The organism is Stenotrophomonas sp. STEN087, assembly GCF_056759115.1.
In genome coordinates, this window is the sequence record NZ_JBRRCR010000052.1 from 1 (window position 1) to 21,823 (window position 21,823).

The 21,823-nt window shown below is 67.5% G+C and carries 18 protein-coding genes; 2 read left to right on the plus strand and 16 right to left on the minus strand.

Going from position 1 to position 21,823, the window contains the following annotated elements; genetic code table 11:
- Positions 1-90: 90 nt before the first annotated feature.
- Positions 91-255 carry a hypothetical protein gene (locus ACVOK1_RS13770; RefSeq protein ID WP_481562402.1) on the minus strand — a complete coding sequence of 55 codons (165 nt, stop codon included), beginning with the start codon at positions 253-255 and terminating at the stop codon, positions 91-93.
- 216 nt (positions 256-471) lie between these two features.
- Between ACVOK1_RS13770 and ACVOK1_RS13775 the strand changes: the two genes are divergently transcribed.
- A complete protein-coding gene (locus ACVOK1_RS13775) occupies positions 472-3,558 on the plus strand; it encodes a TonB-dependent receptor (RefSeq protein WP_481562403.1) in 3,087 nt (1,028 codons plus the stop codon).
- Positions 3,559-3,684: 126 nt separating this feature from the next.
- On the opposite strand, the gene ACVOK1_RS13780 is transcribed toward ACVOK1_RS13775, so the two are convergent.
- The 15 genes from ACVOK1_RS13780 to hisS all read right to left on the minus strand — a co-directional run bounded on the left by ACVOK1_RS13780 (position 3,685) and on the right by hisS (position 20,907).
- The gene (locus tag ACVOK1_RS13780) at positions 3,685-6,645 is read right to left on the minus strand and encodes a TonB-dependent receptor plug domain-containing protein (RefSeq protein WP_481562404.1); all 2,961 of its coding nucleotides are present in this window, start codon (positions 6,643-6,645) and stop codon (positions 3,685-3,687) included.
- A gap of 366 nt (positions 6,646-7,011) precedes the next feature.
- Complete coding sequence (locus ACVOK1_RS13785) at positions 7,012-7,743, minus strand: copper homeostasis protein CutC (protein WP_481562405.1); 732 nt, start codon at positions 7,741-7,743, stop codon at positions 7,012-7,014.
- Positions 7,740-8,738 carry a glycosylasparaginase gene (locus ACVOK1_RS13790; RefSeq protein WP_481562406.1) on the minus strand — a complete coding sequence of 333 codons (999 nt, stop codon included), beginning with the start codon at positions 8,736-8,738 and terminating at the stop codon, positions 7,740-7,742. The genes ACVOK1_RS13785 and ACVOK1_RS13790 overlap by 4 nt, the downstream gene beginning before the upstream one ends.
- A 58-nt stretch (positions 8,739-8,796) precedes the next feature.
- Positions 8,797-9,840: a glucokinase gene (locus ACVOK1_RS13795; protein ID WP_481562407.1), complete on the minus strand. Its 1,044-nt coding sequence runs from the start codon at positions 9,838-9,840 to the stop codon at positions 8,797-8,799.
- Between the two features lie 107 nt (positions 9,841-9,947).
- Positions 9,948-11,537, minus strand: coding sequence for a calcineurin-like phosphoesterase C-terminal domain-containing protein (locus ACVOK1_RS13800; protein ID WP_481562408.1), 1,590 nt, complete (start codon positions 11,535-11,537; stop codon positions 9,948-9,950).
- Positions 11,538-11,641: 104 nt separating this feature from the next.
- On the minus strand, positions 11,642-12,262 hold the full coding sequence (gene hisIE / locus ACVOK1_RS13805) for a bifunctional phosphoribosyl-AMP cyclohydrolase/phosphoribosyl-ATP diphosphatase HisIE (protein ID WP_108768706.1): 621 nt from the start codon (positions 12,260-12,262) through the stop codon (positions 11,642-11,644).
- A complete protein-coding gene (hisF, locus tag ACVOK1_RS13810; RefSeq protein WP_108768705.1) occupies positions 12,252-13,028 on the minus strand; it encodes an imidazole glycerol phosphate synthase subunit HisF in 777 nt (258 codons plus the stop codon). The genes hisIE and hisF overlap by 11 nt, the downstream gene beginning before the upstream one ends.
- Positions 13,022-13,756: a 1-(5-phosphoribosyl)-5-[(5-phosphoribosylamino)methylideneamino]imidazole-4-carboxamide isomerase gene (gene hisA, locus ACVOK1_RS13815; protein ID WP_481562409.1), complete on the minus strand. Its 735-nt coding sequence runs from the start codon at positions 13,754-13,756 to the stop codon at positions 13,022-13,024. The genes hisF and hisA overlap by 7 nt, the downstream gene beginning before the upstream one ends.
- On the minus strand, positions 13,753-14,355 hold the full coding sequence (hisH, locus tag ACVOK1_RS13820; RefSeq protein WP_481562410.1) for an imidazole glycerol phosphate synthase subunit HisH: 603 nt from the start codon (positions 14,353-14,355) through the stop codon (positions 13,753-13,755). The genes hisA and hisH overlap by 4 nt, the downstream gene beginning before the upstream one ends.
- On the minus strand, positions 14,352-15,425 hold the full coding sequence (gene hisB, locus ACVOK1_RS13825) for a bifunctional histidinol-phosphatase/imidazoleglycerol-phosphate dehydratase HisB (RefSeq protein ID WP_108768702.1): 1,074 nt from the start codon (positions 15,423-15,425) through the stop codon (positions 14,352-14,354). Before hisB ends, hisH begins: the two co-directional genes overlap by 4 nt.
- On the minus strand, positions 15,422-16,516 hold the full coding sequence (hisC, locus tag ACVOK1_RS13830) for a histidinol-phosphate transaminase (RefSeq protein WP_200753095.1): 1,095 nt from the start codon (positions 16,514-16,516) through the stop codon (positions 15,422-15,424). Before hisC ends, hisB begins: the two co-directional genes overlap by 4 nt.
- Complete coding sequence (gene hisD / locus ACVOK1_RS13835) at positions 16,513-17,808, minus strand: histidinol dehydrogenase (RefSeq protein WP_481562411.1); 1,296 nt, start codon at positions 17,806-17,808, stop codon at positions 16,513-16,515. Before hisD ends, hisC begins: the two co-directional genes overlap by 4 nt.
- Positions 17,805-18,716 carry an ATP phosphoribosyltransferase gene (gene hisG, locus ACVOK1_RS13840; protein ID WP_079221702.1) on the minus strand — a complete coding sequence of 304 codons (912 nt, stop codon included), beginning with the start codon at positions 18,714-18,716 and terminating at the stop codon, positions 17,805-17,807. Before hisG ends, hisD begins: the two co-directional genes overlap by 4 nt.
- Positions 18,717-18,750: 34 nt before the next feature.
- A complete protein-coding gene (locus ACVOK1_RS13845) occupies positions 18,751-19,059 on the minus strand; it encodes a YerC/YecD family TrpR-related protein (protein ID WP_108768699.1) in 309 nt (102 codons plus the stop codon).
- A 453-nt stretch (positions 19,060-19,512) separates the two neighbouring features.
- A complete protein-coding gene (gene hisS / locus ACVOK1_RS13850) occupies positions 19,513-20,907 on the minus strand; it encodes a histidine--tRNA ligase (protein ID WP_150454403.1) in 1,395 nt (464 codons plus the stop codon).
- A 139-nt stretch (positions 20,908-21,046) separates the two neighbouring features.
- Between hisS and ACVOK1_RS13855 the strand changes: the two genes are divergently transcribed.
- The gene (locus ACVOK1_RS13855; protein ID WP_481562412.1) at positions 21,047-21,799 is read left to right on the plus strand and encodes a Crp/Fnr family transcriptional regulator; all 753 of its coding nucleotides are present in this window, start codon (positions 21,047-21,049) and stop codon (positions 21,797-21,799) included.
- Positions 21,800-21,823 lie beyond the last annotated feature (24 nt).

Here is a 21,823-nt window from a genome sequence, read left to right on the forward strand (position 1 = left end):
GCGTGGGGGCGTGAGGTTCTCTGCCGCCACCCCCCCCGGCGTTCTGGTTTCTGGGGGCGCGCCCCCACCCCACACCGCCCCCCGCCCAACTCACAGCAAGCCAGAGCCGCTTTTGAAGTTGACGTTGATTGAAGCAGGTGCAGGGCTGCAAGCCCTGCCGAACCACCCTCCCCCTTTGCGCATGTAAACGATTCCAGCGCATTTCAGCGAATCATCATTCGGCAGACACGTCACTGCAATATTGCGCAGCAGCATGCGCAACCCCTCCAGCCATGCTAAAAATCGCCCCGCCATCGCTTAGATCGATCCAAGCGGATTCAGGGATGGCCCGGAGTTGGGGACCGGAACAGCACGTACCCGAGCACCAGCGCGCCGCCCCAGGCAGCCGCGCGGCTTAGCAAAAATCGGCATCACAGATTAGATCGATTCAAGTTCCGCGTCAGTCACCGGATCAATCCAAGAGAGGGAGAGATGGCAATGAAGCATTCAACTCGTAAGCACGGTCGCGACACCTTGTCGCTCGCCGTCGCGCTGGCCCTGGCCGCAGCCGTCGCGCCGACCGGCGCCGCTGCCCAGCAGGCCACCGCACAGCCGACCACCGGCGGTACCGATGCCACCACCCTGGACAGCGTCCAGGTCACCGGCTACCGCTACGCGATCGAAAAGAGCCTGCAGCAGAAGCGCGACGCCAACGCCGTGGTCGAAGTGATCACCGCCGAGGACGTCGGCAAGTTCCCCGACAAGAACGTCGCCGATTCGCTGCAGCGCGTACCCGGCGTGGTCATCACCCGCGATGGCGGCGAAGGCAAGAGCGTCAGCGTGCGCGGCCTCGATCCGGACCTGACCCTGACCCAGTTGAACGGCAACTACATCGCCACCTCCGAAACCAACGATGAGGCCAGCCGTTCGTTCAACTACACCCTGCTGCCGTCGAACATGCTGTCCAGCGCCGAGCTGTTCAAGTCGCCGGAAGCACGCATCGACGAAGGCGGCATCGGCGGCACGGTCATCCTGCACACCCGCCGTCCGCTGGAGATGGAATCCAACTCCGGCTACGTGACCCTGGAAGGCGTGTCTTCCGATACCCACCAGGACGTTGATCCGCAGGCGTCGGCGCTGTACTCCTGGCACAGCAAGGACGAGCGCTTCGGCGTGCTGGTCGGCGTGACCCAGCAGAAGCGCACCAGCCGCACCATGGAAGTGAGCACCGAGAACTACCAGTGGTACGGCACCGACGTCGACGCGCGTGATGTCAACGGCAACGCCCTCACCCAGGGCGGCATCAACTACTGGTGGGGCAACTCCGGCTTCAACGACCAGTTCGGGCACAACTACAGCGACTTCTTCATGCCCACCTCGGTGAACTTCGCCGTGAAGGAAGAGGAGCGCGAGCGCAAGGGCGGCCAGCTGACGTTCCAGTTCAAGCCGGTCGATAACCTGACCCTGACCGCCAACTACTTCCGCTTCGAGCTGGACGGCAACTATGTGCAGAACATGCTCAAGGTGCCCGAGTGGAACATGGCGCGCTACAACGGCGACGGCAACTGGGCCGGCGGCCGCCTGCTCAACGGCCTGACCTTCGACCCCAGCGGCACCGTGGTCACCGGCGCGCAGTTCGAGAAGCTGCCGGGCAAGGCCTATTACTGCAGTGAAGACGAAGCCGCGGCCGCCGGCCTGGCCCCGGGTGGCTGGGGTCCGGATGACTGCACCATTCCGACCCCGCAGCTGACCGGCAGCTACAGCCGTGAAAAGGCGCTGTCGCAGACTGCCGACCTGACCATCGACTGGGACATCAGCCCGCTGTGGAAGGCCTCCTTCAGCGGCGGTCGCACGTGGTCCGAAGGTGGCCCGTCGATGAACTTCCGCATGTCGGCCAAGCCGCGTCGCCGCGTCAATGGCGTGTGGGAATCCGGCAACCAGTACACCGCATGGGACCTGACCGGCACCCCGACGCTGACCGTCTCGCCGAACCTGCAGGAGGTGCTGATGAACGGCATCGCCGAGGTCGACACCGGCTCCACTGATTCGTCGTGGATGCAGACCGAGGTCAAGCAGAACCACTTCCAGGCCGACGTCACCAAGATGTTCGAAAGCGGCTGGCTGGACTCGATCCAGTTCGGCGCCAAGTACCGTGACGGCAAGGTCCACCGCAACACCGGCAACACCTACTGGGTGTGCCAGGGCGCCGATCCGGCTGACTACGACAGCCGTTACCAGGCGGGCTGCGACAACACGGCCGGCATCGCCCAGCCGGGCTTCTTCCTGTCCAACCCGATCACCGGCATCGCCGGCGGCTTCAATGCCAATGTGTTCCCGGGCATCAACTACCCGGCCTACATCGATTACCTGAACACCACCTACGGCCAGTCGCACAACCGCGTCGAAGACGACTTCGTCTACAACGTCAACGAGAAGATCTACTCGGGCTACTTCCAGGCCAACTTCCGTACCGAGCGCCTGCGCGGCAACGTCGGCGTGCGCGTGGTGCGTACCGAGCAGTTCGCCCAGTCCAGCGATTCGATCGAGCGCTTCAACGACTACTTCCTGGACAACGCCTCCGGCGCACCGATGTCCTGCGATGATCCGGCAGCAGCGGCCTACCCGACCTACGGCTGCGAAAGCGGCTTCGTGCGCCTGCCCGACAACCTGGCCCGCGAGAAGACCTACGAGCTGATCGGTTCGGACCGCACCTACACCGACGTGCTGCCCAGCTTCAACATCGCCTGGGACATCACCGACACGCTGGTCCTGCGTGGCGCGGCATCGAAGGTGGTGGCTCGCCCGAGCTACACCAGCATCGCCGCACCCGGCAGCCTGAGCTACTACAGCCCCGAGTACGTCAATGACCGTCGCGTCGCCGGCGGCGCACCGACCGAAGGCTGGGCCGGCAGCGGCAGCAACAAGAACCTCGAAGCCTTCAAGGCCACCCAGTACGACCTCGGCGTGGAGTGGTACTTCATGCCGGGCGCCGTCGCCGGTGTCGGCCTCTTCCGCAAGGACATCAGCAACTTCACCGTGCCGATCGTGCGTGACGTGCAGATGGAAGTCGGCGGCGACATGGTGACGGTGCAGAACTACAGCACCCAGGCCAACGGTCGTGACGCGGTGTCGCAGGGCGTGGAAGTCTACGGCCAGTACACCTTCGACTTCGGCCTGGGCGTGCAGGCCAACTACACCTACAACGACACCAACCTGGCCTCGATCGAGCTCAACGGCGAGAACCTCGGCGCCTCGCCGCTGGTGGGCAGCGCCAAGAACCAGGCCAACCTGACGGTGTTCTACGAAACCGACCGGTTCCTGGCCCGTGCTTCGTACAACCGTCGTGGTGAAGTGGTCGGCGGCCTGGTCAATGGCATGACCCAGTACAGCGAACCGTACGACCAGCTGGATCTGAACGTGGCGTACAACTTCACCGAAGCGCTGACCTTCACCGCCTCGGTGCTCAACGCCACCAAGTCCGAGCAGCGCATCTACCTGGGCAGCGACACCCAGTCCCGCCTGATCTCCAACCTGTACTCGGGCCGCCAGATCTACTTCGGCGCGACCTACAAGTTCTAAGCCTGCGCTGGGGTCGGAGCCCTTCTGCGAAGGGATCCGACCCCGTACAACGGTCCTCCACGGCAGCCACGCTTTTACAGGTGGCTGCCGTTTTTTGTAGAGCCGAGAAGGCGCAGGTTTCCGCACTCAGAACGTGAACACATACTCCAGCGCGAACTCGCGCCCCACGGCACCCAGCAGTCGGGTCGGCGCGAAGTCGTAGTCCGCCTTGTAGGGATCCTTGTGGTTCCAGCTGGCCGCATTGAAGGCGTTGTTGACGTACGCGTTGATCTTCATGTGCTCGGTCACCTGGTAACCCACGTTGAAGTTCCAGGTGATGAACGGCCCTACCCGCCCGTAGTAGCGCGAGGTCTGCTGGCCTGCGTTGGGATTGGGGTTGGCCGAGCCGTCAGGCCGGGTCAACGGCTCCAGGCAGTTCAACAACGGGCTGTCGCTGGGCACATAGCCATCGGCGAACGGCAGGCACCCCCCGGGGTTGTCCAGGCGGTCGGTGCCCCAGTGGTAACGCACGCCCGGCACCGAACCCACGCGGTCTGCGTAGACATTGGCGTTCCAGTTGCCATGCTGCCAACCCAGGCTGGCGCGCAGCTTGCTGCGCAGGTCGCGGTCGCGACGCTCGGGATTGGGATCGTTGGCGTAACGCTGCTCCTTGGTCGAGAGCTGGTCGGTGTAGTTCACCCCAAGCTGGAAGCTCCCCCAAGCGGCGGTTTCCAGGCGGTAGCGCGCGGTCAGGTCAATGCCTCGGACCTCACGGCTGGCCAGGTTGAAGGGCCCGCGCTCGATGGAAACCAGGCGCCCATTGCTGTCGCGGTTCACGCGCGCAAGGATGCCCGCGCAGTATTCTCCACCGGCCGGGTTCGACCAGGGCGTGCCGTCGATGTTCCTGCCGGTCAGGCAGCCGGCCTCACTGGCCAGCACTTCGTCGGCGCCCACGTCGACGATCATGTCCTGAAGCTTGATCGCCCAGTAGTCGGCACTGACCGACAGATTCGGCAGCACATCCCAGACAAAGCCCACGGTCCAGGAATCACCGGTTTCAGAACGCAACAGCGGCGTGCCGCGGCGGTTCACATCGAACGCGTACCAGACATCGGGATTGCCCGCGCCGCACTCGTTGACCAGGTAGGCGCCACTTTCAATGCAGCGCAGCCGATCATAGGTCAGCACCTGCGAACTGCTGGGCTGGCCCAGCAGGTAGTGCATGTCCGGGGCGTGGAAGCTGGTGGCATAGGAACCTCGCACCAGCAGCGACTCGAACGGCCGCCACTCCAGGCCCGCGTTCCAGGTGGTTTCCTTCTGGCTGCCGATGCTCACTGCGTCGGCGCTGTCATCGGCCTTGTAGCTGCCATAGCGGTCATAGCGCGCCGCAGCGGTAGCGATGAGGCTGTCGGCCAGTGGAATCTTGAACTCGACGCCGGCGGAGTAGCGCGTGCGCTCGCCACCGCCACGGTCGACGTTCTGCAGGTCGAAGTCGATGCCGGCGCGCGGGTCGGGGCTGAGGTGATAGCCCTGCCGCGCAACTTCCGCCACGGCCGCGAACGATACTGGGCCAGCCCAGCCCTGGAACAGTTCGCCGGTGATGTCAGCCGACGCCTGGTTGACCCACGACGAGGCACGATTGCGCGCCACCGTACCCATCTGCCAGTACTCGTCGGGGGTGATCGGGTTCCACCAGCGCGATTCGTTCAAGGCGTAGATCGCTTCCCCGTCCGCCGTGGTCCCCAGTCGCGGGCCCAGGAAGAAGTCATACGACTTCTGCTCATCCACTACGTTCTGCCGCTCTTCCACGCGGTAGTAGGAACGCCCCACCGACGCGCTCCAGTCGAAGCGGTCTGCCAGGCGACCGCGCAGGCCGGCGCTGACATCCCAGGACAATTCGCGGTTGGTATTGCGCAGGGTGTCCAGGCCACCCACTTCGTTGGGGGTGAACTGGCGCACGCCCAGAATCGGGCGATTGCGGTTGGCATCCCAGTAGTAGCCGTTGGCATCGTCGACGAGGGTGACACTGGGCGGATTGGTGCCCCACAACGCTTCGGAACGGTAGACGGCCAGATTGCTCCATGCCTGCAGATCGTTGCCGAAGTCGAACGTGGCATACAGGTTGCCGGAGAGGTTCTCCGAGCCACCGGTCAGCAGCCAGTTGGCGTAGTCGGCACTCATGCCGCAAAGGCGCCCGGTGTTCGTCACGGTATTGGAGTTGTAGTTGTAGACCAGGCGATCAGCGGTGTAGTACTCGCCGTCGAACTTCTCGCAGGTTCCAGTGGGGGGTGCCAGGCGCTCACCGGTGCCGGGGTCGATGAGCGCCAGGCCAGCCGTGGGTCGGAACCCGACCTTGCGCTGTTCCATGTTCCAGGACGGATACGGCGCATCGTCGGCATCGTCCATCTGCGGCCGGTCCCGGCCGAACAGCGGATCGCGCTTGGTGTACTGCAGCGCATAGGTCACGCTCCAGTGGTCGCCAGTCTTGCCGCCGGCCCAGGAAAGATCCCAGGTGTCCCGGCCGCCTTCGGTGGACGTACCGCCGCGCACGCGCACTTCATCACCGTCGTAGTTGGTCTTGAGAATGACGTTGACCACGCCGGCGATCGCGTCCGAACCGTAGATGGCCGAGGCGCCACCGGTCAGCACTTCGATGCGCTCAACCGCGGCGGCGGGAATGTTGCCGTAGTTGGAGAAGTTGGTCTCGCCACCATAGGGCAGCGGGTAGTCGGCCACGCGTCGACCGTTGACCAGCAGCAGGGTCCGGTTCGGGCCCATGCCGCGCAGGTTCAGGCCGCTGGCATTGGGCGTGTGCGAGCCCCACTGCGACGCGGCTTCGACGGTGCCGGTCGCTTCGGTCAGCGTCTTCAACGCGTCGTAGACGGTGACAAAGCCTTCCTTCTGGATCTGCTGGGCGGAGATCACGTTGACCGGGGCCGGTCCTTCGACACTGGCGCGCTTGATGCGCGAGCCGGTGACGGTGACCGCATCCAGATCTTTCGTGGCGGAAGTACTGTCGGCGTCCTGTGCACTCGCCGCCAGCGGCAGCAGGGCCAGCAGCAGGGCCTGGGACAACAGATGACGACGGGTACGGACGGACTGAGCCATGGGCAGTTGCTCTTCGTTGGTGTGGGCGCGCAGATGCGAGGAACAGCGGCACTACAGAGACGACGACCCAGGGCGATTGCATCGATCCATACCGGATCCGCGCCCTCCCCTGTGGATCGATCCAAACTAAAGCATGGCTGAACGAGGCTTGGCATCACGCGGCGCAGCAATGCACGCCACGCAGTCGTAAAAGACCGCATGTCTATCGAAGAATCAATGATTTGCGATGCACGGGTGTGCGGCGACGGCACAACGAGATGACACGATCACGACATATACGCGCGGAACGCATTTGTCCGCGTCCAGCGCATCCGGCCATCCGGGGTCAGAGCCCTTCTGCGAAGGGATCCGACCCGTCCTTGGCGCTCAGCCGTCCAGCGCCTTGCGCAGTGCGGCCACCGTGGCGGTGCTGGTCTGGCTCCAGTCCGGGTCCAGGCCGCGCAGCACCGGGTTCTGGAACTGCATGTCCGAGCGCCGCAGGCCCTTGGCCGAGGCGTGCAGTTCTGTGCAGCCCGTGTGTCGGGCAACCGCGGCGATGTTGGCCGGGCCCAGGCCGGCACCGGCCATCACGCTGATGCGCCCCGCCGCCTGGGTGACCAGCCCGGCCAGCACCTTGCTGCCGGCCTCCGCGCTGACCTGCCCGCCCGACGTCAACACGCGCTGGCAGCCGAGGCCGATCACCTGCTCCAGTGCCGCGGACAGATCGCGGGTTGCATCGAAGGCGCGATGGAACGTGACCTGCAGCGGCCCGGCGGCCTGCACCAGCTCGCGACACAGCGGCAGATCGATGTCACCCTGCGCATCCAGCGCGCCGACGACCACGCCATCGCAGCCGAGTGCACGGCACTGCGCGATGTCGCGCAGCATCAGCTCGGTTTCCAGTGCGTCGTAGTGGAAATCGCCGGCACGTGGGCGCACCAGCACGAACAGCGGAATGGTCAGGCGCTCGCGGGCAATGGCAATGCTGGCGAAGGACGGCGTGGTGCCGCCTTCGGCGAGGTTGTCGAACAGTTCGATGCGGTCCGCACCACCGGCCTGCGCGGCAAGCGCCGAGGCCACCGAATTGCTGGCGATCTCCAACCCCAGGCGCACGCTCATGCCTGGGTGCTCGTGTAGATCGACGGCGAATCGCGCAGGTCGTCCTGGCGCTGCGCATCGCACACCGCGTAGACGAAGCCGCGATGCAACGCGTACGCGCCGACTTCGCCCTGCTTGTTCATCGCCAGGAAGCAGACCTGCAGCGTCTTGCTCGCCTCGGGGCGCTTGCGCACCACCCGGTCGATGGCCTCGCGGCAGGCCTGGGCCGGCGTGCGCCCCTGGCGCATCAGCTCGACCACCAGGAACGAGGCCGCGTTGCGGATCATTTCCTCGCCCACGCCCGAGGCCGTCGCCGCGCCAACCTCGTTGTCCACGTACAGGCCGGCACCGATGATCGGACTGTCGCCGACGCGGCCGTGCAGCTTCCAGGCCATGCCACTGGTGGTGCAGGCGCCGGCGAGGTTGCCCTTGGCGTCCAGCGCCAGCATGCCGATGGTGTCGTGGTTGTCGCTGTTGCCGGGGATGCCGCGGCGCTCGGCGTTGATCTGCGGCTGGTACTTCTCGGTCTTCAGCCACTCGCGCCAGGCCGCCTCGGCCTGCGGCGTCAGCAGGTGCTGGCGCTCGAAGCCCTGCTGCACCGCGAACTGCTGCGCGCCCTCGCCCACCAGCAGCACGTGCGGGCTGTTCTCCATCACTTTGCGGGCCACCGACACCGGGTGCAGGATGTCCACCAGCGCGGCGACCGCACCGCAGTGACCATCGCCGTCCATGATGCTCGCGTCCAGGCTCAGCACGCCGTCGCGATCGGGGTTGCCGCAATGGCCGACGGTGGGATTGCACAGCTCGCTCTCGGCCCAGCGCGCACCGGCTTCAACCGCATCCAGCGCGCTGCCACCGTTGGCCAGGACCTTCCATGCCGCCTGGTTGGCCGGCACGCCGAAATCCCAGGTTGAAACGACCTTCGCTCCGCCCTGCGCGCGCGCCTGCACGCTCGGCAATGCCGCCATGCCCGCGGCCAGTGCTCCGGCCTGAAGGAACTGCCTGCGATCCACCATGTCCGCCTCCGTCGTCCGTTCCGCCGCCGGCAGGCTGCCGGCAGCCTTGCTGTTGTTCTTATGCCGGCGTGCGCGCCGCGTGCCAGACCGCCGCGCCGAGTACGCCCAGCTGGCCGTGTTCGACGCGCCACACCGGCACCTGGCGCAGCACGTCGGTCAGCACGCCCTTGTTGAGGAAGCGCTCGCGGAAGCGGCCATCGGCGAGGAAATCCTGCACGTGCGCGGAGATGCCACCGGCCAGATAGACCGAGCGCGCGCCCACGGCGATCGCCGCATCACCGGCCAGGCTGCCCAGCCACGCGCAGAACACCTGCAGGGTTTCCACGGCCAGCGGATCCTCGCCACTGCGCGCCGCGCCGATCAGCGCCTCGGTGCTGTGCCACTGCGGGGTCGCGCCGCGCAGTTCGCACAGGCACGGGTAAAGATTCATCAGGCCACTGCCGGACAGCACGCGTTCGTTGTCCACGTGCGGCCAACGCTGCAGCAGCTGACCCAGCACCTGCAGCTCCAGCGCGTTGCCGGCGCCCAGCGCCGCGTGGCCGAGTTCGCTGGCCAGCACCGGGCGGTCGCCATCGGCAAAGCGCAACGCCGCGCCCAGGCCGGTCCCCGCACCCAGCACCAGCGCCGGGAACGCCTGCGCCGGATCGGCATCGCCGTTCAACGGCACCAGGGTGTCGGCCTGCAGGTAGGGAATGGCCAGCGCCACCGCTTCAAAATCGTTGATCAGCTGCAGTTTCTGCAGCCCGGACTGCGCGCGGGTGGTCGACAGCGAGACCGTCCACGGCAGGTTGGCGTTGATCAGCACATCGCCATCGAGCAGACCGGCAATCGCCACCACGGCCGTGCTGACCGGCTGGCCGAGGCTGGCAGTGAAATCGGCGAGGATCGCGGCCAGGCTCGGGTGATCGGCGCAGGCGTAGGTGCGGTAGCTGCCCAGTCGCGGGGTCTGCCCAGGCGTGGTCTCGGCCAGGGCCAGGCGGGCGAAGGTGCCGCCGACGTCGGCCACCACCAGGCTGCGCGGATCATTGCCGTGGGGGGTACCGCTGCGAGCGGAAGGGCTGGCCAGATCGGAAAGTACCGGGGACGCTGCTGCAACGTTCACACTGGCCTGCTTGAATCGATTGAATCGTGTCGATTCTCAGGCATTGAACGCGCTTTGCCAACGCTGCGGGACCGGGTGCAGCGAACCTGCACCGGGACCGGCCTGGATCAGGGCTGGGCCGTCTGCAGGCTGTAGCGGGTGGTGGCAGTGAACACCGCGCCATCGGGCTGGGTCGAGCGCACCTCGACCTTGTGGCTGCCCACCTCGAGGTTGGTCGGCAGCGCGCCACGCCACAGGTGCGGCGATGCGGTGGCTTCCGGCGAACGATCATAGCCGCGCAGGGCCTCGGTCGTGTCATCGGCCACGTTCTCCACCAGCAGGCGCGGGTCAGGCTGGCTGACCTGCTTCATCGGCTGCCAGGCACCGCCGTCGACGCGGAACTCGACCACGCTGGTGTCTTCGCCCATGTACACGTTGGCGTACACGCCCCATGCCGGGTAGGCACCCTGGCGCAGCACCTTCGGCGCATGCAGGCCGATCTGGTCGCTGGCCGGGGCACCGGCCACGCGGTACTGCAGGCGGTAGCTGCCGTTGCCGGCCACGTCCAGCAGCGCGTAGCCCCTCGGCGTGCCATCGCTCATGGTGCTGTCCGGCACGCCCGCGGCATTCTTCACGCCCGACCAGAACGCGCCGCAGTTGGCACCGACGTTGTATTCGTGCAGCGGCTTCTCACCCTGCCAGCCCTCGGCCTTGCCGTGGTAGACGTGCTGCTGGGTGTGGCTGTGGCCGCTCAGTACGAGGACGTTGCGGAAGTCCTTGAGCAGGTCGAACAGGCGCTGGCGGTCGGCGTGGCGGAAGGTCTCGCGACCCGGCGCAGCGTCGAACAGCGGGATGTGCATGCCCAGTACCAGCAAGCGGTCCTTGCGCAGGCCCTTCAGGTAGCCGGCCAGGAAGGCGAACTGGTCCTCGCGCAGGCCGCCGACGTACTTCGGCTTGGCGTTGGGGTCGTAGACCACGTCATCGAGGAACACGAAGCTGGCACCGCCCTCTTCCACCGCGTAGGTGTCCGGGCCGTAGATGTTGCGCCAGCTGTCCAGCGAGTGGTCGTCGTTGGCGGCATCGAAATCCAGGTCGTGGTTGCCCGGCACATGGAACCACGGCACGCCCAGTTCGGTGGTGACCTTGTTGATGGCCGGGTACAGGCTCAGGTCGTCGTTGACGATGTCGCCCAGGGTGGTGCCCAGGCGTGCCTTGGTCTGGCCCACCAGCGGCGCCACGATGGACTGCTGGTAGTAGCCGATGTCCGTCAGGCTGGCCGTCTGCGAATCGGTGAAGACCAGCATCTGGAAGCCGCGGCGGCTGTCATGGCGATCGGACTGCAGGGCGAAATCCCAGCCACGGTCGGCCGCGCCGGTGGCGGCGATGCCGCCGTACTTCAGGGCCGGCGAACCGTTCGGGCGGTAGTGGCGCCAGAACGTCGGCAGGCCGTCGGCCGCCTTCGGGAAGCTGTAGGCATCGGGCTTGATGACGAACACGGTCTGCCCGTCGCGCACCGGCAGGCTGTAGCTGCCGTCGGCCGCGGTCTTGACGATTGTCTCGCCGTTGGAGACCTGCACCCCGGCCAGGCCCGGATCGGTCGCCCCGCGCCCGGGCCTGCCGTCGCGTTCGAGATAGACCTTGCCACTGACCACCGTATCGGCGGCCCAGGCCGGCGAAGTCAGCAACAGGCAGCACAGCCAGGCGGCGGGCAGTTTCATGGGGGCGGTCCGGGAAAGAAAGACCGCCCATTGTAGTTTCCGTTGATGACATCGCGCACGCGCTGTCGCCCGGTAGGTGCGGACCGTTGGTCAGCACGCCCCGATCAACGGTGGCGCATTTCCAGCACATCGCGGGCGTCCTGCAGCGACAGCCCGCGTGCGCGCAGCAGCACCAGCAGGTGGTACAGCAGGTCGGCCGATTCGCCCAGCAGGGCCTCGTCGTCCTGCGCCACCGCAGCCAGCGCGGTTTCCACGCCCTCCTCGCCCACCTTCTGCGCGATGCGGCGGATGCCACCTTCGAACAGCGAGGTGGTGTAGCTGCCCGGCGGACGCTGCGCTTCGCGCACGGCCACCAGCTGGCCCAGGCCGCCCAGGAAGTCCTTCGGCGCGCCATCGAAGCAGCTTTCAGCACCGGTATGGCAGGTCGGGCCGGCCGGACGTGCCAGCACCAGCACGGTGTCGGCATCGCAGTCCACGCTGATCGACTGCACCGCCAGCACGTGGCCGGACTGCTCGCCCTTGGTCCACAGGCGCTGCTTGCTGCGGCTGTAGAAGGTCATGTGCCCGGTCACCTGGGTGATGTGCAGCGACTCGGCGTTGACATAGCCCAGCATCAGCACCTGCAGGGTGTCGGCATCCTGGACCACTGCCGGCAGCAGGCCATCGCCCTTTGCCCAGTCCAGCGATTCCAGCGCCTGCGGCGACGGGCGTACTTCAATAGACATCTCGAACCTCGATCTGCTGTTCGCGCAGGTAGCGCTTCAAATCTGCAATGGCGATGGCGCCGCTGTGGAACACGCTGGCAGCCAGCGCGCCGTCCACGTCGGCCTGGTCGAAGGCCTGGGCGAAATGCTCCATCGCACCGGCGCCGCCAGAGGCGATGAGAGGAACGTTGCACAGCGCACGGGCCTGGCGCAGCTGCTCCACATCGTAGCCACGGCGCACACCGTCGCTGTCCATGCAGTTCAGCACGATCTCACCGGCACCGAGGCGCTGCGCCTCGACGATCCAGTCCAGCGTGCGCAGCGGCACGGCCTGGGTCTTGTTCGGGTCACCGGTGAAGCGACGCACGCGCCACTGGCCATCGTCCTCGCGCACCGAATCGACGCCGACCACCACGCACTGCACGCCGAACTCTTCGGCCAGTTCAGTGATCAGTTCCGGGCGGCCCAGCGCGGGCGAGTTGATCGACACCTTGTCAGCACCGGCAAACAGGACCCGGCGCGCGGTATCCACGCTGTCGATGCCACCGGCCACGCAGAACGGGATGTCGATCAGTCGCGCGATGCGCTCGATCCAGGCCACGTCCACCGAGCGTGCTTCGGGGCTGGCGCCGATGTCATAGAACACCAGCTCGTCGGCGCCCTGGTCGCGGTAGCGCTGGGCCAGCTCGGCGATGTCGCCCATGTCGACGTGGTCGCGGAAGCGCACGCCCTTGACCACGCGGCCATCGCGCACGTCCAGGCAGGGAATGATGCGACGGCTCAACATGCCAGTGCCTCGCCCAGGTCCATGCGCTGTTCCAGCAGCGCCTTGCCGAGGATGGCACCGCCGCAGCCGGCAGCGCGTGCTTCGGCCACGTCGGCCACGTCGCGGATGCCACCGGACGCCTGCACCGCCACGCCCGGCAGCAAGGCCGACAGGTGCGTGTACAGGCTGATGTTGGGGCCGGCCAGCATGCCGTCGCGTGCGATGTCGGTGCACAGGAGGTGGCGCATGCCGGCGCGCGCGTAGCGCTGGGCCAGGTCGTCCAGGGTCACCCCGGCATTCTCGGTCCAGCCGTGCACCGGCAGCTGCCACTGGCCCCGCGCGTCCTGTCGGGCGTCGAGGGCAACGGTGATGCGTTCGGCGCCGAACTCATCCAGCCAGCCCAACACTTCGTCGGGGCGGCGCACGGCCAGCGAGCCGACCACCACCCGGTTGGCACCGGCATCGAGGATGCGCGCCACGTCATCACGGCCACGCACGCCGCCACCGGTCTGCACCTGCAGCGGGGTGTTCTGGCGGATCGACGCCAGCAGCGGGGCCAGGGTGTAGCCGCCGGCGCGAGCAGCGTCCAGGTCGACCAGATGCATCCACTGCGCGCCCTGCGCGGCAAACGCCTGCGCGCGCGGCAGCGGATCGTCGCCGTAGGAGGTTTCCTGCGCGTAGTCGCCCTGGCGCAGGCGCACCACGCGGCCTTCGCGGATATCCAGTGCGGGGTAGACGGTGAAACTCATGCAGCAGTGCCCTCGAGGAAATTGCGCAGCATCAGCGAACCGGTATCGCCGGAACGCTCGGGGTGGAACTGGGCGCCGAAATAGCGGCCCTGCTCGATCACGGCGGTGAACAGGCCGCCGTGGTCGCAGGCGGCGACGGTATGGGCGTTCAGCGGCGCGCCATAGCTGTGCACGAAGTACGCGCTGGAACGGTCCGGCACGCCCTGCAGCAGTAGCGACGGGCGCAGCGCCAGCAGCCGGTTCCAGCCCATGTGCGGCACGCGGATGCCACAGGCCGGCACCAGCTTGCGCACCGTGCCGGGAATCAGGCCCAGCGCATCCACGCCGGTCTCTTCGGAGCGCTCGAACAGCAGCTGCATGCCCAGGCAGATGCCCATCAGCGGCACCTCCAGGCGGCGCAGCGGTTCAACCAGGCCCTGCGCATGCAGGCGCTGCATGCCCGGTGCGGCCGCACCGACGCCGGGCAGGATCACCCGCTGTGCGCCGACCAGGCCCTCGGCATCGCGTACCAGGCGCACATTCGCGCCCAGTCGCTCCAGCGCGTAGCGCACCGAACCGAGGTTGGCACCGCCGGCATCGATCAGTGCAACCTCGCTCACAGCGCCCCCTTGGTGGTGGGCAGCGCGGTGCCCTGTCGGGCCAGCGCCGGGCGCAGTGCACGTGCCAGCGCCTTGAAGCAGGCTTCCACCTTGTGGTGGTCGTTGTCGCCGCGCACCTGCAGGTTGAGGTTCAGGCCACTGGCATCGCACAGCGAACGGAAGAAGTGCGGCACCAGCTCGGTCGGCATGTCGCCTACGCGCTCGCGCTTGAACTCGCCTTCGAACACGAAATACGGGCGGCCGCTGAAATCCAGCGCGGCGCTGGCCAGGGTCTCGTCCATCGGCAGGGTGAAGCCGTAGCGGCCGATGCCGCGCTTGTCACCCAGCGCCTCGCGCAGCGCCTGGCCCAAGGCCAGCCCGGTGTCTTCGATGGTGTGGTGCTCGTCGATGTGCAGGTCGCCCTCGGCCCGGATGTCCAGGGCGAAGCCGCCGTGCTTGCCGATCTGCTCCAGCATGTGGTCGAAGAACGGCAGGCCGGTCGAAATGTGCGCGTCGCCGACGCGATCCAGGTCCAGTTCGACGCGGATCTTGGTTTCCTTGGTATTGCGCTGGACCACGGCGGTGCGCGGTGCATCGGCCAGGGCGTGGGCGATACCCGCCCAGTCCCATTCACCACCGAACTGTTCGGTGCGCAGCTGGAAGCCACGGATGTTGAGGTTGTCGGCGAACTGCAGGTCGGTGATGCGGTCGCCGACCATGCCCGATCGCGCCCAGTCGATGCTGCGGTCCTGCAGGTAGGCGGTCATCAGGCCGATGCCCGGCTTGCGGGTGGGTGCGTTGTCCTGCGGCCAGCTGCAGTCCACCAGCACGTCACGGAAGCTGATGCCCTGGCTTTCGAAGATCTGCAGCATCAGGTCGTTGGGGCCATCGAAGCTGGCGCGCGGGTAGCTTTCGCTGCCCAGGCCGTCCTGGTTGGTGACGATGACGAACTGGTAGCCGGCGTCGCGCAGCTTCAGCAGCGCCGGGATCACCTGCGGCACGAAGCGCAGCTTTTCGTAGGCGTCGATCTGGAAGTCGGCCGGCTCCTCGATGAGGGTGCCGTCGCGGTCGATGAACAGGATGGGGGTCATGCAGCAGCCCTCCGGGCCGACAGGGCCGCGAGCACGCGGTCGTTTTCTTCCGGACTGCCGATGCTGATGCGCAGGGCATCGCCCAGCTGCGGCGCGGCGCGCTGGTCACGCACCACCACGCCGGCGGCCAGCAGCGTATCGAACGCGGCCTGCGCATCGGCGAAGCGGACCAGCAGGTAGTTGCCGGACGAGCGGTACACGCGACGCACGCCGGGCAGGCCCGGCAACGCGGCAAAAAGTCGGTCGCGCTCGGCGATGACCGTGGCCACGCGCTCGGCGGTACGCGCCAGCGCGGCCGGCTGCAGGGCCTGCACGGCCAGCTCGGCACACGGTGTCGGCACCGGGTACGGCGCCTGGCAGCGACGCAGCACGGCAATCAGTTCCGGCGCAGCAATCAGGGTGCCGATGCGCGCCGCAGCCAGTGCGTGCGCCTTCGACAGCGTGCGCAGCACGGCGACGTTGGCGTGCGCGGCCAGCAGCGTGGTCGCCGACGCGCGCTGCGCGTATTCGACGTAGGCCTCGTCGACCACCACCAGGGCCTGCCCGCGCAGCGCGGTGGCCACGCGTTCGATTTCGGCCAGGCCGATATCGCTGCCGGCCGGGTTGGACGGCGCGCACAGGAACACCAGCTTGGCGCCCTGCGCCTGTGCCGTGCCGATGACCGCGTCGAGGTCGGCACGCAGGCCGTCTTCGCCATCGACCAGCGGCACGTCGATCAACGGCGCACCCTGCAGGCGCGCACAGACCGCATACATGCCGAACACCGGCGATGTCACCAGCACACCGTCGCGGCCGGGCACGCACAGGGCGCGCACCAGCAGGTCGATGGCCTCGTCGCTGCCCCGCCCGACCAGCAGCTGCTGCGGCTGCACGCCATACAGCGCCGCCAGGCCTTCGCGCAGCGCCAGCGGCTGTGGCTCAGGGTAGCGTCGGCTGCTGCCGGCGCTGTCGGCTGGATTGGCCCAGGCCGATTCGTTGGCGTTCAACCAGACCTCGCCCTGCACGGCCGCGCTGCGCGCCGAGCTGTAGCCGGCAAAGGCCTGCAGGTCCGGGCGCACCAGCGCCAGCACGTCATCGATGACGGCGCTCATGCGGCAGCCTCCATGCGCAGGGCCACCGCACGTTCGTGCGCGTCCAGGCCTTCGGCGCTGGCGATGATGCGCGCGCAGCCGCCGATCGCGGCGAGGCCGGCGGCGCTGGCGCTCTGCACGCTGATCAGGTTCTGGAAGCTGGCGACGCTGACGCCGCTGTAGGCACGCGCGGCACCGGCGGTGGGCAGCACGTGGTTGGTGCCGCTGCAGTAGTCGCCCAGTGCCTCGGGGGTGTAATCGCCGAGGAACACCGAGCCGGCGGCCTGCACCTGGTCCAGCCAGTCACGCGGTTCGCGCAGGGCGAGGATCAGGTGCTCGGGTGCGTAGCGGTTGCTGATCGCGAAGGCATCGGCCAGCGTATCGACCTGGATCAGGCGTGAGGCCGACAGGGCCTGGCGTGCGATCTCCTGGCGCGGCAGCAGCGCGACCTGGCGCTCCACTTCTGCCTCGACCGCAGCGAGCATCGCCGCATCGTCGGTCAGCAGCAGCACCTGCGAATCCGGGCCGTGCTCGGCCTGCGACAGCAGGTCAGCAGCCACGAACGCCGGATTGGCGCCGGCATCGGCGATGACCAGCACTTCCGAAGGACCGGCCGGCATGTCGATGGCGGCCGCGCCGTCCTGTGCGACCTGCTGCTTGGCTTCGGTGACGAAGCTGTTGCCCGGCCCGAACAGCTTGTCGCAGGCCGGAATGCTGGCCGTGCCGTAGGCCATTGCGGCGATGGCCTGGGCACCGCCCAGTTTGAACACGTGCTGCACGCCGGTCAGGCGCGCGGCCACCAGCACCGCCGGATCGGCCGTGCCATCGGCGCGCGGCGGGGTGCACAGCACCACCTGCGGGCAACCGGCCAGCTGCGCCGGCACACCCAGCATCAGCGCGGTGGACGGCAACGGCGCACTGCCGGCCGGGACGTACAGGCCGACGCGGCCGATCGGACGCAACATGCGTTCGCAGACCACGCCGGGGGCGGTTTCCACCGCATAGCCCTTGCCCATGCCCGCTTCGTGGAAGCGCGTGATGCGCTCGGCGGCTTCGACCATGGCCTGGCGCAGTTCGGCCGGCACGGCGCCTTCGGCCGCAGCGAACTCGGCCTCGCTGACTTCAAACGACGTCAGTTCGACGCGATCGAAACGGGCGGTGATGGCGCGCAGCGCCTCGTCGCCCTGCGTCCGTACCTGCGCGATCAGCGCGGCGACGGCATCACGGGTCTGCTGCGCCACGGTCTGCACCGGGCGGGTCAGCGCCGCGCTGCGGGCGGCTTCGTCGAGTTGTGACCAGATCAGACGATTCATGCCAGCGACCGCTCCACGCTCAGTACCATCAGGCCCTGTGCGCCGGCGCGCTCCAGTTCTTCCATGCGCTGCCAGGTCAGCGGACCCGGGCACATGGTCTGCAGGCGCAGTGCACCGCCATCTGCAGGCAAACGCACCAGCGGTTCGGCATCGGCCAGCAGCTGCGCCAGCGCATCCACGCGGTCCTCGCTGGCGCGGAACATCAGCAGCTTGCGATCCTGCTTCTGCACCACGCCGTCCAGGCGCCGCAGCAGCATGCTGCGCAGCCCGGCGCGGGCGTCGTCCGGCACGCGCACCGCACCGGCCAGCACGGCTTCGCTGTCCAGCAGGTTGTGCACCGGGGTGAGCTGGTTGGCGCGCAGGGTGGCGCCGCTGGAGACCAGGTCGCAGATCAGTTCGGCGGTGCCCAGGCGCGGGGCGATTTCCACCGAGCCGGAGAGTTCGACCACCTGTGCGTCCACGCCCTGCTCGGCCAGCCACTGCTTGAGGATGGCCGGGTAGCTGGTGGCGATGCGGGTGCCGGCCAGCTGCGCCGGGCCTTCCCACTGCCATTCCTCGGGCACGGCCAGCATCAGACGGCACTGGCCGAAGCCGAGCCCGCGCAGGGCCTGGTAGGCGTCGGGCAGGCCGATCTGGCGGCGTGCGGCGGCCTGTTCGTCCAGCTCGTTGCGGCCAACGATACCGAGGTCGCAGACGCCGTCGGCGATCAGGCCGGGAATGTCGTCGTCGCGCACCAGCAGCAGGTCCACCGGCAGCGATTCGCCGTAGCAGAACAGCTTGTCGCGGCTTTCGCGCCAGCTCAGGCCACAGGCGCTGAGCAGGTTGCGGGCGGGTTCGGCCAGACGGCCACTCTTCTGGATGGCGATACGCAGCCGGTCACGTGCCGGCGCTGCCTGGGTTGCACTCATGGGGGAGGTCTCTAAGTTCGGAACGGGGCGCGGATCAGCGCGAAGCAAGGCGGTCGACGGCGGCGGCATAGCCTCGATGGCCATGCTCGAGGGTGCGTGCCACCCGTCCGGTGGTGGTCACGCTGACGCCGGTACGTTCGTGGATCTCGCGGTAGGGCACGCCCTGCTGCAGCAGGGGGACGACTTTCCAGCGGTCGGCCATGGCTTCGAGCTCGGCCGGGGTGCAGAGGTCGCGCAGGAAGGCGAGCACCTGGTCGGGTTCGCGCAGGGCGGCAAAGGCCTGGGCCAGGGAGTCGAGGTCGGCCTGGGGGTCTTTGGCGGCGATGTCGGGGCGGGCTTTCACGGGGTGGATTTCTTGCATCAATGTAATAGCACGCTAGTACATTAGCGCATTCTTGCGCAGTGCGTCAAATCTTGGGTTGGTCTTGGCAGGGCTGCGCCCTGCACCTGCCGAAGCAAAAGCCAAAGCCGAAGCAACGGCAAAAGCCTGGCTATCCGTGGGTTGGCGGGGCGGGGCCGATTGAGGGGGCCGCGGAAAGTATGTCCATGTAAGCTCGGTCGCCGCATCCATGCCGCTCACACCCCCTCAACCGGACCCACCCCGCCTTCGACAGTTTCCTGCGATCTGTCGAAACGGCATGACGCTGCTGTTGGTGGGTGCCGACCGTTGGTCGGCACGGGGTCCGATCCGTTTTCCGGAGGAAAACGGCTCTGACCCCCGGAATGGGGCCCGGAAACGAAAACGCCCACCGGGTGGTGGGCGTTTCGTTCAACTTCTGGGTGCTGCCTTGGGCAGTTACATCACCTTCGACTGTTCCAGCTCGACCTGCAGGGTGCTGGCCAGTTCGTCGCGGGAGACTTCGAACTGTTGTTCGCGCACCAGGTCCTTCACTGCGACGACGCCGCGGGCGAGCTCGTCTTCGCCGGCCAGGACCACGAAGCGAATGCCGGCCTTGGCCGCGTACTGGAACTGCTTGCCGATCTTCTTCGGCTCCATCTGCACTTCGGTGTTGATGCCACCGCTGCGCAGGCGGCGGGCGATGTCCAGCGACTGCGCCATGCCCTGCTCGTCCATCAGTGCCACCAGCGCCTGCACGCTGCTGGCTTCGATGCCGTCGATCAGGCCGGCTTCGCGCAGCTGCCAGAACAGGCGCGACAGGCCGATGGAGATGCCCACGCCCGGCAGCTTGGACTTGCTGTAGTGGCTGGCCAGGTCTTCGTAACGGCCGCCCGAGCAGATCGAGCCGATCTGCGGGTGGTCGGTCAGCGTGGTCTCGTAGACCGTGCCGGTGTAGTAATCCAGGCCGCGGGCGATGGAGAAGTTCAGGCAGTACGCGGTTTCCGGCACGCCCAGCGCCTGCACCAGCTGCAGCACTTCGCGCAGCTCGGCCACGCCGTTGCGCAGGGTTTCCGACGAGGCGCCACCGGCTTCCAGGGCGGCCAGCTGGGCCAGCGCGTCTTCATGACCCTTCGAGCGCACGGCGACGAAGGCCAGGATCTTCTCGACCTGCTCGGCCGGAATGTCGAAGCCCTCGCCCACCAGCGTTTCGCGCACGTAATCGGCGCCGCGCTTGTCCAGCTTGTCCACTTCGCGCAGCACGGCCAGCTGGCGCTCGCCTTCGGCCACGCCCAGGCTTTCGAAGAAACCGCGCATCAGCTTGCGGTTGTTCAGCTGGATGCTGAAATCACCGATGCGCAGCTCGGAGAACACGGCGTGGATGACGGCCAGAACTTCAGCGTCGTAGCGCACGCTCAGGCTGTCCTTGCCGATCACGTCGATGTCGCACTGGTAGAACTCGCGGAAGCGGCCACGCTGGGCACGCTCGCCGCGGTACACGCGCTGCATCTGGTAGCGGCGGAACGGGAAGGTCAGCTCGTGCTCGTGCTCGGCCACGTAGCGGGCCAGCGGCACGGTCAGGTCGAAACGCAGCGCCATCTCCGGCAGCGAGCGGTCGCCCGATTCGGCGGCGTTGGCCAGCGCACCGGTGGACTGCACGAAGTACACCTGGCGCTCGGTCTCGCCACCGGACTTGGTCAGCAGGACGTCGGACAGCTCGAACACCGGCGTTTCCACCGGCAGGAACCCGAAGCGCTCGTAGTTGCGGCGGATGACGTCCAGCATGCGCTGGAACGCAATCTGCTCGCGCGGCAACAGTTCAAGGGTGCCGGGCGGGGTACGGGGCTTGATCACGGGCGGAACTCCTGCAGGAACGGGAACGTGGGAGGGGGCGACATTCTACCGCCCCGCATGGCTCAGCCGCCGATCAGGGGCCATAAGGCCGCATGAAGTATCATAAAGCCCTCCCCCGCCCGTGATACGCCTCCGCACCATGTCCCGGCCTTTTGGCGCTCCGTCCGCCGCCCACGACGACGCTGCACCGCCCTGCACCACGCTGGACTGCCTGCACTGCTCGGTCCGCCACCTGGCGGTCTGCTCGGCGTTGTCGCCCGACGAAGTGCAGGCACTGGAACAGGTGACCGTGTCGCAGCAGGTGGGCCTGGGCAGCACCCTGGCCCGCACCGGCGAAGAACGCCAGCATGTCTATACATTGACCGCGGGCGCACTGCGCCTGGTACGCACGCTGGCCGATGGCCGTCGCCAGATCAATGGGTTCGTGCTGCCCGGTGATTACCTCGGCCTGAGTGGCAGCGACCACCATCGCCACGATATCGAAGCCATCGCTGACAGCCGCGTCTGCCGCGTGGCCCTGCCGCAGATGAAGGCGCTGCGTGGCCGCTTCCCGCACCTGGAACGCAAGCTGCTGCAGCGCGCCTGCCAGGAACTGGACGCCGCCCAGGACGCCGCGCTGGCACTGGCCCGCCTGCAACCGGCCGAAAAGCTGGCCGACTTCCTGCTGCGCCTGGCCGCGCGCGAGGCCAGGCTGGGCGGCGATGGCCTGCGCGTGTCACTGCCGATGGGCCGCGGCGATATCGCCGACCATCTCGGCCTGACCATGGAAACGGTCAGCCGCACCTTCACCAAGCTGCGCCAGCAGGGCCTGATCGCCCTGCCCCATCTGAACGTGGTGGAGATCCTCGACGAGGATGGGCTGCGTACGCTGGCGGGCGAAGGGCTGGCCTGACCGCCGCGCGGTTCACGGTGTTGC